The following is an 18,802-nucleotide window of genomic DNA, read 5'->3' as shown; positions in this document are numbered from 1 at the left end:
CAACGTCACTCCTGCGGGTTGTTTTTGCCCCCTGAGGGGTGCGGGGCCACACACAGTGCCTCGCGGGTTTCGAAATGGCTTCGAACACGACCTCGCGAGTGGAGTTTCCCTCCAGTGACACTCGCACCGATGAGATGCATCGCACGATCGAACAGTGGGCACAGGACCTGACCGAACAGGTCGACGACGCAAAGGCAAGCGAGCAGTTCCAGGCATGGCTTGACGTCCAGAGTCGCTTCCACGATTATTCGTATCGGAACACACTGTTAATCGCCCGGCAGTGTCCCGAGGCGACGAAAGTCGCCGGCTACCGGACGTGGCAGGAGGAGTTCGACAGACAGGTCCAAGACGGTGAGCAGGCCATCTGGATCTGGGCACCCATCATCGCCAAGCAGTGTCCGGGCTGTGGCAACTCCCCCAACTACCACGCTGACACTGACTGTGAGTACGACGAGACGCCACCCGACGAGTGGTCGGAGGGGCCTGTGGCGTTCAAACCCGTCCCCGTCTTTGATATCTCACAGACTGAGGGCGAACCCCTGCCAGAACTGGACACGGACGCACGCGGAGACGCCACAGATCTGTTTCCAGCAGTCACTGGAGCAGCGGACACGCTGGGGGTGCAGGTAGCTGTCGTTGATGCAGAGGAGTGGCAACACGGCGCTGCCGAAGGCATCTGTCGCTCGGTCGACGATGAAGAAGAGTACGACGCTGCCATTGAGATCAAAGCTCGGGAGAGTGCTGCCGCGATGGCTGCGGTCCTTGTCCATGAATACGCCCACGCATTACTTCATAAGGGCGTCACAGACAAACCTGAGCGGACGAAACGAGAGGTCGAAGCCGAATCGGTCGCCTACGTCGTGGGCCGACACTTCGGACTAGACATGAGCGGGTCAGCCCTGTACCTCGCCGCATGGGAGTCCGAAGAACCTGACACGATTCTGGACCGCCTCGGTCGAATCAGTCGAACCGCGACCGAGGTAATCGAAGCCGTCGAAGAGTGCCAACGCAGGTGAACACGGTCTCATAGAAACGAATCCATCACCGATTCGAGACTAAACTCATCTGTCTGTCTCAGCCTGCATCGTTATTACGTTTGATGACATACTGTTACATATCATTACAATGCCTGTTGATTTTGAGAGTTACCATCCGAACGACTTGCCAGACGAGGACACTAACGGACGTCGCATCCTCGAGTTTCTCGCCAGCCACCACAAACTCGGGTTCCGGGCGAGTGAGCTTGCCGAGGAACTTGATATTCCCCGTGGGAGCGTCGGCACGACGCTTCGCCGACTCGAACAACGGGGGCTCATCCGGCACAAAGGCAAGTACTGGGCGATCAACGTCGAAGCATACGATGCCCATACGGCCAGTGTAATCGGACTACAAGCTGTCGCGGACCAGTTCGAGGGAGACTATTACGACCAGAACTCGGATTGGGATTCGGACCTTCCTGATCTCGATACTGAGCAGACTGACGAGTGATGTACCGACGAGGCACTGTCGTCGTAGCGGGGGATCCATCTGGGGACACACCACATCGACCGTATCTCATCGTGAGCGATGAGTCCCATCCGTTTGCTGGTGAGCAGTACATCGCAGTGGGAATTTCGACAAAAGAGTACGATGAATCGATATCATTGGCGGATGCGTTCGTTGAGGGACGACTCGACCGGGAGTCGTTCGTTGCACCGTGGGCAGTCATCTCACTCAGAAACAACAATATCGAACAAGCAGTTGCTCGGGTTACAGACAGTGTGACCGAAAGGGCAGTACGTCGAATGGCAGTCTTCGCTGGCCATCGAGATCAGTAACAGCACCGCCGAGCGTTTTATTAGCCCCTGAGGGGTGCGGGGCCAGCCAGCATTGGCCTCGGATTCATAGATGGCTTCCAGCGATATCTACGAACGTGGCTTCGATGAATCGAGTGGTCGAACGATTGCTGCGGATACCTGCCCGGAGTGTGGTGGGGCCCTCGAAACGGACGGTGGAGAAATCACCTGTCAGGACTGTGCCGTCGTCATCGAGGGTTGCCGACTTGACCGACGTGGTCCTCGGACATTCCCCGATGACGATACGTCGAAAGCACGAACAGGTGCGCCACTCACAGAGGCACGGCACGATCGAGGGCTCTCAACGGAAATCGGTCACAAGACGGATGCAAACGGGAATGCGCTTCCAGCAAAGAAACAGCGTCAGCTCAATCGGCTCCGTCGTGAGCACTCAAGAGCACGGTGGCGCTCGAAAGCCGAACGGAATCTCGCCACTGGACTCAGTGAGATTGCACGGATCGCCTCGGAGCTGGAGTTAGCCGATTCGCTTCGCGAACAGGCGAGTTCCCTGTTCCGGACTGCACAGGACAATGACCTTCTCATCGGTCGGTCAATCGAGTCCATCGCGGCCGCGAGCGTGTACGCGATTTGCCGACTGAACGAAACGACACGAACTCTGGCGGAGGTCGCAGCCGTTACACCAGTCGGTGTAGGATGCGTCGAGAACGGCTACCGGACGCTCAACAGGAAACTTGCACTGCCCGTGCCACCGCAATCCCCGATCGCGTTCATTCCGTCGGTCGCCGACGAGTTCGAACTGCCTGCCCAGGTCGAACAGCGAGCACGGGAGTTCGCCGCCCGTGCCCACGACGAGGGGGTGAGCAGTGGAACCCATCCTGCAGGCTTTGGGGCGGCCTGTCTCGCGGTTGCCGCATCGTCCATGGCGGATCCACCGACACAACTAGCACTTGCTGATGCTGCAGACGTGTCGGCGGCAACGGTCCGGAATCATCGTGACCGACTCACCGCCTTCCTCACAGACGACGAATGATCGGTGACTGGCTTCGGAGGGTGTTCAAGCGCACGACAGTGTATCGAGAGTGCCGGCGGTGTGGAAAAACTATCACAGGGGACACCGAGATGGATGCCTGTCCCCAGTGTGGGCATACCGGTATTGCTGTCTACAAGCTTCCGTGAGCAGTCAGTACAGCGGGACAGTGTACCGGATCGGCTGGTTTGTTCTACGGTTTCTGTCGTGGGTGGATTGCAAGGCTTGGAGAGTGTATCCACTAATCATAGAGCGTGTAAACGACTACGGCTGTAAGAATTGCAATAGCCACGGCCACCGCGCCTGAAATTGTTTGCAGTGGCCACTCATTTTATTCCCGGTGACGAATAGCCGCGTAGATGTCTGATGTGGTGAGTTTCGGGAGCGTGAATGTCGACCTCGTGGCGCGTCTCGACCAGACGACGGTCAAGGAACTGCCGGCCCGATACGAGTGGTTCCCGTCACTAGACGAGACCAGAGTCGTCGAGTCGGTCCCTGCGGAGATTGATGAGTTCGTCAACCGGACCATGATCGGCGGAAAGGGCTCAAATCAGTCAGTCGCCGCCGCCCGGGCCGGCGCGGCGACGACCCTCTGCGGACTGGTCGGTTCAGATGAGGCGGAGTACAGCGTCCTCTCGACACTGAACGGCCGAGGGGTCAACGTCGACCACATTGAGTCCACCGACGCCGAGACCGGGAAGGCGTACGTCTTCGTGGACCAGGCCGGCGAGAACCGGATTGCGATCATCCCGGGAGCCAACGGGGCTGTCGACAGTGCGTACGCCGACCGTCACCGGGAGGCGCTCCTCGACGCCGAGTGCCTGCTGCTGCAAAACGAGATCCCCATATCAACCATGGAGTCACTGGTCAGCTCTCTCGAGAGCGAGCCCGATCGACCGACGGTCATCTACGACCCGGCGCCGTCGGTCGGTGCGGAGCCGTTGCTCCAGTACGACGCCGTCGATATCATCACCCCCAATGCCTACGAGTACGAACTGCTCCGGGACGCCATTGCCGACTTTGAGGGCACCGTGATTCGCAAGCGCGGCGCCGACCCGGCGATCATCCAGCAACCCGGCCGGGAGTCGGTCAGCGTTACCCCACCAGACGTCAGTCCCGTCGACACGACCGGTGCCGGCGACGTGTTCAATGGCTACCTCGCTGCTCGGCTTGCGGCCGGCGAACCGCTAGTCGGCGCTGTCACCGTTGCTATCACTGCTGCCTCGCTGGCGACCACCGAAGAGGGCGCCCAACAGGCCATCCCCTCGATGGATATTGTCAGGGACTTCATGGAGTGATTCCGTCCAGCCCACCGTGACCCAGTCTAGGGTTCAGTGCGGGTCCCGATCAGGACCACGGTCTCAGTCGACGTGCTGTGATGATCGGCGATGCGAAGAGAGACGCGAACGTGTTGCGTCGCCACACACCATCTAATTGTCCTGCATCGTCGACGAGCAAATGTACCTTCGTGTGGCGGGGGATGTCGGTGAGTAAAATAGTCTCGTTGGGGTAGACCCCAGCTTACCACACAGGCAAGACAGTAATGCCTCTCTGCAGTGTTTTTGTGCGCCCGGAGGGGTGCGGGCGCATTGCAGTGCGCCGCGAGAGCGATTATGCACCCACTCCAAGTACTCACGTTTTCGACGCGAGTCGCAAAGCGCGCACAGTACGAACGGTTCGACATCAGGCCAGTCGGAAGCGGGTTCCAGATTCGCAACGAAAGTCATGCGAACCCGGCCGATCACGAGTATTTCGTCAGGATGGATGGGTCAGTTCCCCAAGCGTGTACCTGTCCAGCCGACGAACGATTTGACGGCGCGTGCAAACACCGAGTCGCAATCGCTATCCGACGGCCAAAAGGGAACCAAACACGCCGCAGCTCTCAGGTTCGGGCCCGTCTCAGAGGCGACGGTGGATCCTCATTGGATTCGGACACTGGGGAGGGGGCTCCCACAGATGGCACAAACCGCCTTACTGACGACTCCAACGCTGACGAGTGCGAGGACTGTCTTCCGGAATTTCCCTGTTGGGACTGCTATCAACGAGGTCGGCGAGACTTTTCGTAACCTCGTCGGAAAATTAATACTCCACCAAAAATAGTTAAATTTAAATCGAAGTGTTTGCTATATTGGATTAGCCACTGAAAACAGTGGGTTCCGGGGGGAGTTCACTAACACAGTGGCAGTGAGATAGGAATGATGGGGGTCACATCTAGTGCCGATAGTTCGGCATCGGAACAGAATCGTATCGCACTGCTGAAACAGTACGGTCGGCAGGTCTTGGTTGGAGTGATAGCACTGGGGTTGCTATGTGTTGAGCCAGCTGCTGCAGAGAGTATCGGCGAGGAATTCTGTCAGACAGATATGGCAGTGACGATCAAGAACATCTTCACGCTGATCCAGTTCGGCGGACCGCTGGTCGGTGGGACGCTCGCCCTTGGTGCGGCGGTTGCAACACCAATGGTGCGACAAGCAGACACGAAGATGGAACTCAAACAGATCCGAACACAGGGGTTGGTGTGGGGCGTCATCGTTGCACCGCTTGCGACGACGATCGTCCAGTTCCTTCTGTCGTCAGTTGTCTCAGGTGGGACCAGTTGCAGTTTCTGAGCAGATGGCTCGAAACACGCTGTTCAGAATCGCCTGCCTCTGGGCCATCATCGGCACGGCACTACCGGTTGCGGGACATCCACCGGAAACGGCCGACCATGGTGTGAATGAATCGGAATTCCATGATCTGTGGAGCGGTGACGAAGAGCGACAGACCGTTGCTACTGCCAATGCATCAGCATCGGAGACGCTCAGACACACGAGTGACGTGCCACTTGATGCGCCGCCTGAAGCGGCTGAAACATGGAATCGGCGCGATATTGCCGAGATGCCCGCAACGAATGCGTCGCGAGCGATCCATCCGACTGGAGCAACTCGGACTAACGGCACATATCTCAAAGACGTGGGTGTCGCAATCGCCGGGGTCACACCGTCGACGAAAGCCATGGTATCGGAACGCCGGCAGCCGTTGTACGTCGCCCCGAACGGAACGGTGCTTGGAACAATCGACTACCGAGTTGCCGTGCCGGCCGGGACAGATGCACCGACACGCCGGACTGAGTGGAACGTTGTCGCTCACGCGATAGAGAACGTGACGTTACGGATGGACGGTGAGACAGTTGCGAACACGACGACGGACAATGTCGTCCGTCTCACATACCGGAACCAACCCCGAAACGTCTCTGGGAGCCAGCCGCTTGTGCTTCAGGCAACAGCCACAGTAGAGCTGACAGAAACCATCTACGAAGAGAAAACTGTCTGCAAGCCCGTCAACGGGAACAGAACCTGTCGAGACTACTGGACACAGCGGGTAGAGACGCACACCGAGACGATCACGGTTGAACAAAAGCGGCAGGTGAGCGTGTACAACCCAACGCTCTCTGGGTATCGAACGACATACCCGAACGGAGATCTGGGTGTTGTGGCCTTCCGGAGCCAGCCCTGGTATGGACTCCAGTTGCCATCCGGAGAGATTCGTGGTATCTGGCGATTCTACGTCGCCCGGGATACCGGGTGGGATACACTCACCGAAACGGACGGCGAGACGACACTAACAGACCACTCACCAGTACATCCGGTCAAAGTGTACGCGTATCCGATCCGAACTGGGACCACACAGGATGCACACCGTGAGATTACAGTCCTTGATTCGTACGGTCGTACGCTCCGGGCACCTACCCTTGACTCGTCGATTGCACTGGATAGCATAACCGGAACCTACGAAGGTAGTTTCGGGATCGCTGCCAGAGCGCCACCGGAAGACACTGACCAGCCGGTTCAAGCAATTGGACTCGTTCGGCGGTCACCGACACGTCTGTCACCAGATACGACGTCGAATCTCTCGGTAAACCGGAGTGATCTGCGTCTCACTGTCCAGAACACGACTGCAGACACCGTGACGGTCACAGTGACGCTCAGAGACGCTACAACGGGTGCGCCTATCGAAACGGTCACTCGTGACGGCTATATCCAGCTTGCTGGGAAGCGAGTCAACACGACTGCAAACGGCACGGTCACAACGACGATCCCACGGCAGGGGAATGCTATCACTGCGACGTACCGGCCAGATGACTGGTGGCGGACGATCCCTGGCTACGTGGGTGACACAACGACTGTGGCGACCGGTGGAACGGTCTTGCGGTACGTCCACCTCCTGTTCACGATTGGGGTTCAGGTCGGCACACTCCTGCTGGCTGGCTTGTTGATCGATCGCATTACCGGATGGGGATTCTGGCCACCATGGAGGAATCTGTAATGAGACACACCCTGTTGTTGGACAGGACAAGACAGCGCAGGTCGACACGGAACCGACGGACAACCAACAGCACCGCGAGAAAGATATGACACAGTCACTGGGGGACGTATTCGTCGACGCACTGGAGCGGTTCCTGAAGAAGCTGGTCGATCCGGTGTTCGGGTTCGTCGGTGACAACGTTGGGGCACTCATCGACCTGATCGTGACGACGCCACGTCCGGATGCAGTGTTCAGTCAACCGTCAAACGGCGGCTGGCCGTCGATTTACACGTACTACTGGGATACGATGGTCCCGCTGACACTCCTGCTGTGGGGACTCTCGCTTGGCGTGATCATCTTTCTAGAATCGACAAGCCACCTGTTCAGCGGGTACCATCGAACGAAGCTCAAAAAGCGGGCATTTGCCGGCCTGCTTGGCATCCTGTCGTGGTGGTGGATGGCCGCACTGTCACTGCGATTCATCGACGGGCTGGTCGATTTTATTGTGCCGAGTCTCGACAGTATCGGCCTGTTCGAGACAGTATCGTTCGGTGCGATGGGGCTCTCGGGATTGACGCTTGCTGCGACACTCGATCTGACGATCTTCCTCGTCCTCGCGCTTATCTATCTCGTCCGGCAGATGGCGCTATACCTGTATGTCCTCCTGATGCCACTGGTTATCGTGTTCTGGGTTCCGGGTGTCGGCCCGTTTGCACCGGTTGCACGGCTAATGTCGCGACTTGCGGGCTTTTATGTCCCGTTCCTGTTCATGACGGTTCCCATCGCGGTACTGTTTCGCCTAGGCGAGTTGCTGGGCGATTCAGTCACGGTTTCGATTGGTGGATTCGGCCAGTGGCTTCTGGCCATCATCACGCCGCTCATCGCAGTTATCGCCCCGTTTGTCCTCTTCTGGCAAGCCGGTGCGCTGTTCTTCATGGCTGACCGTGCGGCCCAGCACAGTTCACGCCGGCGTGCTCACGACCGCAAAGCAACGGTCGAGAACGCAGGTGAACGCGGAACGCTGGGCCTGAAGAACCTCCGCCGTGGGCTCACGGGACAGTCTGCGATCAGAGCCAGTGGCCAGGAAGTGCTCGGATCGGGATCATCCAGCGCACACACTGTTGGCCGTAAAGTGGACCAGACGAAGCGAACGCTTCGCTCCAGGCTCGGTACATCCACGACTGATAGCTCGGAGACGACCGAGCGTAGCAATCCCGCTCAATCTGACGAATCGAGAACCAGTACGGATAGAGACGACGATGACACGCCAGACAATGATCACGAGAACGAGTCACCCGAGTCCGATCCGTTTGACGAGTCGGGGGCCGACGCAGAGTCCGTCGAGACTGACGAGTCGGATGGCGACTCGGACGATAACGATAACCCACGTTACATCTACTAAGAATGGCTGAGAGAACTCCTTCAAAACGAATCCCGAAGTCGCTTGGTACTGAGACAAAGCTGCTTGGATCATACACCCTCGGCGATGCCGTCGTGGTACTGTTGCCCGCCGTTGCTGTCATCTTGCTCGTACAGCTAGTCGTCCCGTCGTCGACACGGATTGCTGGCTACACGATCCAGGCGATACTTCTCCCGATCGTTGCAGTCGCGATCTGTATCGGCGCGGTGTTCGTGTACGTGACACCAGCGTACACGTCAAGCCTCGACTGGCTGGTGACGATGATCCGATTCCACACGACCGCAACGGAGAAATCACATTCGGAGGCACTGGATCACCACCAGCTTGAGCGCGTGTATCCGGATGCAAACGCAATCAAGCGCCAAGACGGCGCCGTTGTCGGTCTTGTTCGGGTGTCGCCACCGTCGATGGCACTGGCAACAGACGAAGAATGGGCCACAACGGCCGATAGCTTTCAGGACTTCCTGAATACGGCCGTTACGTTCCCGATACAGATTTACTCGACAACCCAGCCGTTCCCAGTCGAGACATATCTCGATCACTATCGTGAGCGGCTGGAGGACCCTGACGTAAAGGCAAACGCACAACTCCGGACACTCATCGAGCGGTATATCGAGTGGTACGAACAGGATCTGGCAGCCCGACAGATGACGATCCGAGACCACTACGTGATCGTCACGGTCTCGCCCGAGGAAGTCCAGTTCGAACGGGAGAGTATCCTGACGACGCTCAGTGATATCCCGGTACTCGGCGTGTTCGTGCGTGCGCTGACTGCCCCAGCACCTGAACGACAGCGTGAGGCACTGTTCACGACACTCGAAGAGCGACTGTCTCGTGTTCAGTCCGGAATACGCGATATCGAAGGGTGTGAAGCGATGACCGTCGATGCAAGCGATGGAGCACAGGTCATCAGTGAGTTCTGGGCCGGCCAGACGTTAGAATACGGTGACTTCGAAGAGATACTCCGGACACGTCCGCTTGTGGGGGACCGCCCATGACGTGGGATTGGCTTCCCTTCCGAGGGAACTCAGACACAGCATCAGGAGCGGAATCCTCTGGCGACGACACGCCTGCATTCAATGTCGTCGACAGGGAGAGTGAACAGTCGTTGGATACACCTGCAGATATACATCAGTCACTCGTCGCACCATCGGAAATTGAGCGAACACCGACGACGATACGAACCGGTGAGCGGTGGGCACGCACGTTCTGGATTGGCCAGTTTCCGGATGCACCTCGGGATGGGCTCTTCGAGAAACTGTATTCGACGGCCGAGACACGAACGACAGACATCTCGATACACATCACACCCAGAGACACGCAGACGACGCTGGATTCGCTGGAGAACAAAATCGAGGATCTGGAAGCGGAAATGGAGTATCTCTCGGAGAAGCGCCGTGCAGGCGCCCGGGGAGTCAGCAAGGACCTGCAGGACTACCAGGAACTGTACGATGTGCTTCGGAACACGTCGATGGAAGCGTTCGACGTGTCGATGTATCTCACCGAGCGAGGGAAGACAAACGAAGATGTCACGTCGGAAACGGTTGCGAACGCGGCCAGACGAGCGCCAGCGAATCTAACGCCAGTGTCGCCGCGATGGGCACAACTGGACGCACTCATCTCAGCCAGCCCGGTCGGTGTGGACAAAATGAATCTTGAGCAGGATACGCAGACGCCGATGCTGGGTGGCGCACTGGGGGCAATGTTTCCGTTCGTCTCGGGAGCGATGGCCGAACACGGCATCGAATACGGGACGTACGCACTCAATGAGAGTCCCCTCCTGCTCGATCGATTTGCCAGGGAAACGGGCTACTGTGCGATGGTGATTGGCAAACTCGGCGCTGGCAAGTCCTTCTCGACGAAACTGCAGTTACTCCGGCGTGCGATGCACGATCAGGACACGGTACTCGTGATGCTGGATCCGCTTGAAGGGTTTGCGTCACTCAACGACGCACTCGGCGGTGAGCGTGTCACAGTCGGCGGGTCCCGGTCGTTCAATCCACTGGAGATACAGCCCACACCGACGACTGTGTTAGATACCGTCCCGGATCTGGATCCATGGGCTGAGCAAATCGCGTGGGTCCTCACGTTCTTCGAGACGTTCTTCGAACAGGTAGCTGGGAACCCCCTCGGTGATCGAAAACAGACACTTCGCCGGTGTGTGCAAGAGGCCTACGAGCAACAGGGCATTACCCGGGACCCAGCGACACACGACCAGTCATCACCGACCGTCCGTGACGTGATTGACGTTCTTGAACAACTGCTAGACGATCCGGCGACGTTTGGCTACGTCACAGCTGGTGAACAGGAGAACGTCCGGACGGATGCAGAATCACTGTTGATCGACCTGCGTCCGTCCTTCAGGGACGGTGGCGACCTCGCGAACCTTGCGGAACCTACTGAGTTCGATATCACATCCGATGTCGTGTATCTGGATCTCCACCAAGAGGAGGGGACACGCGGGCGGTCCGAAACGAGTCTGATGATGCAGGTGCTGTTCAACGCGGTGTATGAACGCGCCAAACAGACGGACAAACGAGTGGCGTTCGCTATCGACGAAGCTCACTACCTGATGAATGACGCAACTTCGCTGGATTTCCTCGAAACGGCTGTCCGTCACAGTCGGCATTACGATATCTCCCTGCAGTTCATCACCCAGACCGGTGGTGAGTTCGCACTCACGCCGGAGGCCCGGACGATTGCAAACCTCTGCTCGATGACGATCATCCACCGCGTTGATGAGGCGGCTCAGCAACTGGCTGAGTGGTTCAACCTCAGCGACCGAGAGATCGACTGGGTACAATCGGCAAAAGCCGGGAATGGCGCTGATGGCTACTCCGAAGCACTGCTTGGAGTCGATGAAGAGGGGTGGTTCCCGATTCGAGTGCGAGCGAGTGAGTACGAGGTGGATGTCATTGGAGATTAGCGGTTGAACGTTGTGTTCTAGACCATGTGGTCCGAGCAAAATTTGAGTTAGCAGGGCGTGCGAGCGAACCCCGGCCCAGATAGTCCAGTTCACAAAAAGCAGTCGTGAGCGAGTGTGTGCAGCCGCACGGAAGATCCGGTTGCAGACCTCCGTGGACGCGCCGGTAGTTCGCGATTGGGCGGTAGACCGGGTCGTGACGGCCCCCGGTGAGACTGGCATCGACGTGGAAACAGGGATAGACCTAGTGACGGTCGGCGAACGGTTGCCAGACGTGGCCGATTCAGTCCCCATCGGTCCGGGCACGGCACGAAAGACTGTGGCCGGGCGACAGTCTACGCGGCGGTCGGCTCATGCCGGGGAAGATGCTCACCTAGGCAGACCTGGTGACGGCGGTCAGCGAAACCGTGCCGACCTCGAAACACAAGATCGCACGCTACTCCTAGACGGTGTACTAAGCGGGCGAAACCCATCTCACACCAACTGACTCGGTCGCCGGGCTGGTGGCGAGCGACTAGCGGGGCCCTTCCCCGTTCGTTTCGACCACAGCCCCGCGGCCCCACCTCCCCACCCTCCGCTCCGTGCTCGCTTCGCTGCGCGCGCAGCCACGACCTTACTGTACGGTGCTAGTAAACATGAAATTTCCAAATATAAACCGTCACGCTTATACTTTGTTCAGAATACATCTTATTGTAAATTATACTATGGGACGAAGTCTCTTTTCAGCTTTCTGGTCAGTGGCGTCTGCCCGTGTCATTGTAATGGTCTTGGGGGCGATCTCTACACCGTTGTTAACGAGGATTCTGGGAGCTTCTCTTTATGGGCAATATGCCACTATCCTAGCTGTATTTGGCCTTCTGAAGACACTAATGAGTTCTGGTGTGGTAAATGGAGCACAAAAATATTTTTCTGAGGATCGCGATATAAATAATTGGAAGGATTATGTATGGGCATATTATTCTCGATTAGGTGGACTGCTGGCTTTAATTGTTGCAGCAATATTGGTTTTCGGTTCTGCTAGTGGTGTCGTTGCCTCGGTATTCGGAACTGAGTATACTATTTATTTTTATTTGGTTGCTTTGTGGGCTATAGTTACGCAGTATAGGGAGTTTACCCGGAGAGTTTTAATGGGGCTTCATTTAGAGAACCACTCCGAGAAACTCAGGATCGGACAACAGACAACATTCATATTATTGGCAGTCGGTCTTGCTTATTTCAATTTTGGGGTTGCAGGTGTTATCACTGGGCATATAATTTCAAATATACTCATGTTTACAATCGGAATATTCCTTGTCTGGCAGAAAATCGACATTAAGGCAGTTCTCCGACCCATCCCAAGCACTTTTCCAAAAAAAGAACTGGCGTTTTTTAACCATACTTCAATCGTGTATATTTTTTTACTCACATCGCTTTATCATGTTGATATTTTGATGCTTCAGCGTACGGTAGATGATGCTACTGTCGGATATTATAAAGCGGCACTAGTGCTTGTAGAACTTCTTTGGGTTGCTCCACAGTCTTTACAACAAGTTCTTATACAATCTGTATCAGATTTGTGGCGAACAAACGCCATTGATAAAATCAATAATATGGCGGTTAGGGCAACTCGATACGTCTTACTTTTTACATTACTTTGCGCTACTGGACTTGCTGCATTGGCGGACGTATTTGTCCCATTCTTTTTCGGGGCTGAATACTCTCCGGCTGTCAAGCCCTTGTTGTTCTTACTGCCTGGCACGTTGGGTTTCGCTGTAGCCCGGCCTATTTTAGCTATCACTCATGCAAAAGGGAGTATGAAGCCACTTATAGCTGCTACAGGCTTTACAGCAGTGCTTAATTTAGTACTTAATGCTCTTTTGATCCCTTCGTATGGAACTGTTGGAGCAGCAGTCGCTACAACTATAGGGTACGGGAGCCTCCTGATTACTCAGACATTGTGTGCAAAGTATATCGGATATAATCCAGTGAGTTTAAGAATGTTCTTGCGGGCAGCACTGACTGTTGTTGTGGCCGGTCCAATAATATTTTGGTTGTCTAATTTATTCGATGGAATTATATCTTTGATCATCGTACCCCCGTTAGGTGCACTCATTTTCATAACCACAGCTATACTAGCAGGGGGCATTCCTCGGAACGACCTTCAAAAAATAGCAAACCAACTCCCGGACAATAGATTCTCCAGTCTGTAGAAAATTATAGGTTTGGTGGTATCTAATTAAACGCTCTTGGGGCATAGATTACGGTGAACTAAAACGGGTTTCTGAGGCTTTCTAGCCCAGTACCTGGAAGACTTCATGACGGTGTTGGAACGGTCACAAATCGGATGTAAGTCTCTTCGGGGCACTGTCTAGTTCTGGATCTCCTCAGCTGGCGTTTTTCCGTCAAGAGCTTGGTTCGGCCGTTCGTGGTTGTAGTGGTGTCTGAATCGTCGTAACCACTGTTTCGCGCTTGATTGACTGCCCCTCCAGAAGGAGTGAAAGCGGTCGATGCGCATGGTTACAGTCTGGAACCAATTTTCAATGTGGTTCCGGATTCGGTAGTCGAGACGACCGCTCAAATCATGACGTGAGAGGGCAGTCAGATAGCCGCCAGCATCAACGAGAAACACTGAATCAGCGACATCGTGTTTCTGCGTGAGTCGATGCAGGAACGCCGCCGCGGGGTCAGTCCCGCGGCGGCTGAACACGTCAACTTCAAGCAGCAGTTATGACTCGGTGTCGACAGCGGCGTACAACCACTTCTTTTCGCCGTCAACCTCAATTTGTTTCTCGTCGACTGCGACCCGCGACGGCTCCGCCGTCGGCGGGTCGCTCTGAGCCTCAGACAATGTATGAACCCAGTGCCAGACAGCCCCGTGAGAGCGATCGACACCCAGCAGGTCTAAGATAGCGACCGTCTCCCTGATCGACAGCCCCGCAGTATGGAGACGCACCCCAAATCGCCGGACGGGTGTCGGGGTGCGCTCATTCTCCCAAACGTCTTGGCTGTCCTCATCTAACGTCTCTCTGAGGAGGTCTGCGAGTTGCATGGACACTTCTCGCTACGGCCTCCTCGTTTCTCAAACTCGCTCAACTAGACAGTGCCCAATAAAATGATTGGCTCCGTAGTTTCGCTAGATGGAACCGCTATGACCGCGTTATTGCCGTAGAAAGCGGAGAAACAGGGTATTGTGGTATCAGAATTCCGCCTCTTCACCTCTGTTACGGTGGTTAAGGCTAAATCAGTTGTCGATAACCCGGACGAACCCGCCGACCCCGAAGGGGATGGCGGGTTCGCCGAGTGGGCGATGCTCACGCTGCATGCACTCCGTATCGAACTGGGCAAATCCCACCGCGTCGCTGGGGACGCGCGTGGAATGATGACACCGTTGACGGACTCTGCTCGCGCTTCGGCGGCGGCGGACCGCCCAAGCTCTCGTATGAACACTTTGAGGAACTCTGTACTATTTTCGAAGACGGTCAACCGTGGACACCACAAGCTATAGGGACTTTCATCAAAGACCGCTACGGCGTTACGTACCATCCGGAACATCTCAGCCGCAAACTCCGCGAAGCTGGGATGAATTACGTGAAACCTCGTCCGATGGATCCACGCCGGCCCGACGACGCTGATGAGATTCTTGCCGAGCGCCTGAAGCAGGCGCTCGGCGAGGATCATGACGAGGAGGCTGATCCAATCGTTTTTGGATTCTTTCGATGAGGCGTGGCCACAGCAGTTTGAGAATTCCCGGCGGCTGTGGTCGTTTGACCGGACGGACACGATTGAGAAGCTGCTAGTGACATTCCCATAGCGGTCGATTGGGTTCTATGCGCTGACCGGCCAGAGCGTGATCACGTACAAGAAAAAGCTGGTCAAGGAGACGATTGTCGAGGCGCTTGAAGAGATCCGCGAGCAGAGTCCGCGGGGTCGGATTCTGCTCGTGGCCGACAATTATGGCTCACATCACGCGAGAATCACACAACAATGGGCCGACGAACTCGGTATCGAGTTCGTCTTCACCCCGCTATACTCGCCGACGCTGAACGTAATCGAACCACTGTAGAAGGATCTCAAACGTGAGGTCTCGCCAGAGACCTTCGAGGACAAAGACCACTTTCGAGAGTATCTCACCGAGACATTTCTCTGGTTGAGCCATCGGCTGAGTTTCGCGGTTGACTGGATCCAAATGTTCCTCCCAAATGCTCAAAAGTTGCGCTGATCACTCAACGCCGGCGACCTGCGGAGCCTCGCCGCTGACTGTGGCTATGACAGCAAAAGCCTTCCGCGACGAACTTCATGAAAACGGCATCAGACTGCTGACCAAACACAGGATCATGAACCCGCTCAATCACGTCCGTAGCGCCCGCATGGAGGGTGATCAGTATCACCCAGCGCTCCAATCAGAAACCGTCTTCTCAAGCATCAAGCGCATGCTCGGCGCTACCGTGCGTGCGCGAAACTGTTGGCTGGAGTTCCGAGAGATGCTGCTGAAAGTGACCGTCTACACCTTCGCCGAAGCGTGAGATATCTGTGACATCAACTGCAGTGTGCCGAATCTACAGAGCTGATTATCTACAATCAATGGCGAATGCATCACCAACATCTAAAATGCGGTGTCCGTTAGGTGGTTGAGTTCCGAAAGCCCGCGAATGATAGTCTAAATAATAGAATGTGTTATTACATTCGATTTCTCCTTCGTTATCTATTACCCGGACTTTGTCTGCTTGAGATATTGGGGAGTTATCAACCGAATTATTTTTGGAGTGATTTTTTTCCACGAATAAGTGGGATATTCCATGGACCATGTACCAATCGACGGTTAGTTCAGGGGCAGTTTCACCAATAGTTATCGCACCACTGATTTGACTGTTTGTGACATAATTTCGGTAATGTTCCGGCCGGTCCTCAGTCATAGCAACTGCAGGGCTAAATCCAGCTCCTGCAGCCGAGGTAAGGATTAGACAAGGAATTATTAGTATAACTAAATATATTATGATGGCATCTTCATTTTTATTACTAGCCACTTTATAAAACAGGTAGCCTACAACAGGAGAGATTAAGATGGGTGCGAAAGGAAAAAGTCGCCGAATCTCAGTATCCAGTCCAATAAACACTACGCTGCTTAGGCCAGCAAATATTATTGATACTGTGATATAATAATCTGTTGCCAAGCCGATATTATTAGAGCGCGCCTTATTAATGACATGAATGGAAGTGCCAAGGATAACGGCAGCCCCGAATAACAGACCAAGACCTCTATGTAAAAGGGGACTTTGAATAAAGTTTGGAGCAGCTGCCACACTCGAGGATCCCGATGTCGTCGAAAATAGTGATCCTCCTGCATCAAACAATCGGAATATTCTACTTATCTGAAGAGATATATAATCAATACGAATCCAATATTCTAACAGTAGTATTCCAATTATAGGAATAACAAGTGGGGAAGTTTTATTATGTGACACTGGGAGAGAAATATAATTAGATGAATATCTAGCCAGAATAAGTATGATTCCGAATGTGGATAATACAATACCAGGAGTGTTGTGGGTGAAAATCACAATGATAACAGAAAGAATGCCGATGCTAAGAAAACGTTTATCATCAGAGATGAAAGCAAAAATGGTAAATGGTAAATAAGCGAGTGTCAAGCTCTGAGCGAGAATATGTGTTGAATATCGAATATGGAATGGTGCTAACGCAAGATAGAGACATGCGAAATTGATTGTCTGGATTTCAGCCTCAGAGTTCGTCAAGAGATAAGGAATGACAATGGCTATTCCTAAAATTCCAAATATTATTGGAATACCGATGCCTATGTAATATGCAACGCGCACAGGAACGTCCAAGATATGAGAAACAGCAGTTACAATTGAATGAGCAGTTGGATAATAGTGGTAGTAATTAACAGATGACGGTATTGGTTCACCATATTGTACCATATATTGTGAAAACCTGAGATGTTTAATTGTATCACGTCCAAATGCAGGGGCAGCGTACCAATAGCTGAGACGAATTGTGGTTGCATAGAGTAAGATTGGAAAGACCACCCGCATCTCTGGATACCAGTAGACTCGTGTGAGCAACAAGCAAGCGGTTACAAGCATTAATACATAAAATAAGGTAGGAACACCGATCGGAGTTGTATATGATGATATAATCATAGATGTGATACCCAAATAAACTGATATATCTAAATACCGCCTGTCTAACTTGGCAGATGGTGTAGAGTCGTCTAAACTTCTCCATCCAAGCAAAACTGAAATGCCAATTGAAAATAATACCAGTCCAAATAATTTCGAACTGTTGGAGAAAACAAACAAACCAGTCAATAAGATACAGAAGACTACAGAAAAATAAAAGACTGGCTCAGTATCAGACAAGACGTTTGAATCCATGTTATGTATCTTGTATGATAATTATGCTTGGTACTAAATGTATTATCATAGTTATGCATATCATAGCTCTTCTAACCTCTTTTGTACATTGACGGATATTTTGTTACCCACAACGTTGGAAAAAGGTATGCATAATAAAAACATTTTGCGAATTTCTCTTTGTTTTATTATTCTATATTAGGATTTCTTTTCTAGCTATATTATAGTTCCGCTACGTAGACATCGTCTATTAGCGGGAATTAAGGAACGATCTGTCCGTTGGTTTAATTGTGTTTCGCGCGTTGTGGGGACTGGCACGACCCCTGCGGCCAGCAGGTGGTCATGCCCGTTGAGCGTGTTGTAGATACTGTCACCGACCATCCACATCGGTTTGGCGACGGCGAGCGCGTCACTCGTGACGCGCTCGCCGTCTCTTCTGACGCTTGTTTGCTCTCGGTGAACTCGACTGCAATCGGGATCTTTTGTCCGGTCAAGATAATCGTGCAGCCGTATCCGTGGTAGTACTCGTCATCCTTGGATCGTAACACTTCGATGCGTCTTGATCGGCAGGCATCGTTCTCACATCCGTTGAATCGATGCAATAAGTCAAGTCGAGCAGGCCGCGGCTGCTCGACGAGGTGGTCGAACACCTCGTCAACGACGTGTTCGAGGTCGGTGAGAAAGCGATCGACTGCGTCTCTGGACGGCCGGTCGATCGAACCCACAGCTCAGCCAGACAACCGTGTTCTGGAACTCTCACTCAACGGGACGAATCCCGTAGATATCGTGGTAGTAACAATGAAGGAAGCCACGCATCAGCCCTGGGGATCATGGTCTCGTGTTCACCCCGTCTCCGCCGGGGTGAACACGTCGAACTCTTCAAGAAATTCGAAGGAGAGATGCTCAAACAACGCTAACGTCTCGGTCTCCGCGACATTGAAGAACGTCTCTACCGAAGGATCATCTTGCAGGGTCGCTGGGCTCATACCACCTCAACGT

General features: G+C 54.2%; 14 protein-coding genes and 4 pseudogenes. 15 read left to right on the top strand and 3 right to left on the bottom strand.

What is annotated here, in order from left to right:
• Nucleotides 1-74 precede the first annotated feature (74 nt).
• The 12 genes from RBH20_RS07460 (at nt 75) to RBH20_RS07405 (ending at nt 13,639) form a co-directional block, all read left to right on the top strand.
• Nucleotides 75-1,016: an ArdC-like ssDNA-binding domain-containing protein gene (locus RBH20_RS07460; RefSeq protein ID WP_306707037.1), complete on the top strand. Its 942-nt coding sequence runs from the start codon at nt 75-77 to the stop codon at nt 1,014-1,016.
• A 109-nt stretch (nt 1,017-1,125) separates the two neighbouring features.
• A complete protein-coding gene (locus RBH20_RS07455) occupies nt 1,126-1,488 on the top strand; it encodes a winged helix-turn-helix domain-containing protein (protein ID WP_306707035.1) in 363 nt (120 codons plus the stop codon).
• Complete coding sequence (locus RBH20_RS07450) at nt 1,488-1,817, top strand: hypothetical protein (RefSeq protein ID WP_306707033.1); 330 nt, start codon at nt 1,488-1,490, stop codon at nt 1,815-1,817. Before RBH20_RS07455 ends, RBH20_RS07450 begins: the two co-directional genes overlap by 1 nt.
• Nucleotides 1,818-1,887: 70 nt before the next feature.
• The gene (locus RBH20_RS07445; RefSeq protein ID WP_306707031.1) at nt 1,888-2,826 is read left to right on the top strand and encodes a transcription initiation factor IIB family protein; all 939 of its coding nucleotides are present in this window, start codon (nt 1,888-1,890) and stop codon (nt 2,824-2,826) included.
• 356 nt (nt 2,827-3,182) lie between these two features.
• Nucleotides 3,183-4,121, top strand: a complete 939-nt coding sequence (locus RBH20_RS07440; protein ID WP_306707029.1) for a PfkB family carbohydrate kinase — start codon at nt 3,183-3,185, stop codon at nt 4,119-4,121.
• A 315-nt stretch (nt 4,122-4,436) separates the two neighbouring features.
• Nucleotides 4,437-4,889 (top strand): SWIM zinc finger family protein, encoded by a 453-nt coding sequence (locus RBH20_RS07435; protein ID WP_306707027.1) that lies wholly within the window; start codon nt 4,437-4,439, stop codon nt 4,887-4,889.
• A 297-nt stretch (nt 4,890-5,186) separates the two neighbouring features.
• Nucleotides 5,187-5,432, top strand: coding sequence for a hypothetical protein (locus RBH20_RS07430; RefSeq protein WP_306707025.1), 246 nt, complete (start codon nt 5,187-5,189; stop codon nt 5,430-5,432).
• Nucleotides 5,433-5,436: 4 nt separating this feature from the next.
• Nucleotides 5,437-7,128, top strand: a complete 1,692-nt coding sequence (locus tag RBH20_RS07425) for a hypothetical protein (RefSeq protein WP_306707023.1) — start codon at nt 5,437-5,439, stop codon at nt 7,126-7,128.
• An 85-nt stretch (nt 7,129-7,213) separates the two neighbouring features.
• On the top strand, nt 7,214-8,509 hold the full coding sequence (locus tag RBH20_RS07420; RefSeq protein WP_306707021.1) for a hypothetical protein: 1,296 nt from the start codon (nt 7,214-7,216) through the stop codon (nt 8,507-8,509).
• 2 nt (nt 8,510-8,511) lie between these two features.
• A complete protein-coding gene (locus tag RBH20_RS07415) occupies nt 8,512-9,525 on the top strand; it encodes a hypothetical protein (RefSeq protein ID WP_306707019.1) in 1,014 nt (337 codons plus the stop codon).
• A complete protein-coding gene (locus RBH20_RS07410) occupies nt 9,522-11,453 on the top strand; it encodes a VirB4 family type IV secretion system protein (RefSeq protein ID WP_306707017.1) in 1,932 nt (643 codons plus the stop codon). The genes RBH20_RS07415 and RBH20_RS07410 overlap by 4 nt, the downstream gene beginning before the upstream one ends.
• Nucleotides 11,454-12,154: 701 nt before the next feature.
• Nucleotides 12,155-13,639 carry a lipopolysaccharide biosynthesis protein gene (locus RBH20_RS07405; protein WP_306707015.1) on the top strand — a complete coding sequence of 495 codons (1,485 nt, stop codon included), beginning with the start codon at nt 12,155-12,157 and terminating at the stop codon, nt 13,637-13,639.
• Nucleotides 13,640-13,797: 158 nt separating this feature from the next.
• Here the strand turns inward: RBH20_RS07405 and RBH20_RS07400 are convergent.
• Nucleotides 13,798-14,478: pseudogene (locus RBH20_RS07400) on the bottom strand (IS6 family transposase).
• Between the two features lie 251 nt (nt 14,479-14,729).
• Between RBH20_RS07400 and RBH20_RS07390 the strand changes: the two are divergent.
• From RBH20_RS07390 to RBH20_RS07380, 3 genes and pseudogenes are all read left to right on the top strand, one after another.
• Nucleotides 14,730-15,029, top strand: a pseudogene (locus RBH20_RS07390) (transposase); the annotation flags it as partial.
• Nucleotides 15,030-15,276: 247 nt separating this feature from the next.
• Nucleotides 15,277-15,492 (top strand): transposase, encoded by a 216-nt coding sequence (locus RBH20_RS07385; RefSeq protein WP_306707011.1) that lies wholly within the window; start codon nt 15,277-15,279, stop codon nt 15,490-15,492.
• Nucleotides 15,493-15,654: 162 nt separating this feature from the next.
• A pseudogene (locus RBH20_RS07380) lies at nt 15,655-15,963 on the top strand (IS5/IS1182 family transposase); the annotation flags it as partial.
• Between the two features lie 34 nt (nt 15,964-15,997).
• On the opposite strand, the gene RBH20_RS07375 reads toward RBH20_RS07380, so the two are convergent.
• Both RBH20_RS07375 and RBH20_RS07370 read right to left on the bottom strand, forming a co-directional pair.
• A complete protein-coding gene (locus tag RBH20_RS07375) occupies nt 15,998-17,824 on the bottom strand; it encodes a hypothetical protein (RefSeq protein ID WP_306707008.1) in 1,827 nt (608 codons plus the stop codon).
• Nucleotides 17,825-18,077: 253 nt separating this feature from the next.
• Nucleotides 18,078-18,789: pseudogene (locus RBH20_RS07370) on the bottom strand (transposase); the annotation flags it as partial.
• Between the last annotated feature and the right edge of the window lie 13 nt (nt 18,790-18,802).

This window comes from Haloarcula sp. H-GB4 (assembly GCF_030848575.1).
In the GTDB taxonomy this organism is placed as follows: Archaea; Halobacteriota; Halobacteria; order Halobacteriales; family Haloarculaceae; genus Haloarcula.
Note: the sequence above shows the minus strand (reverse complement) of the source record. Positions and strands in the feature narration are given on the sequence as shown.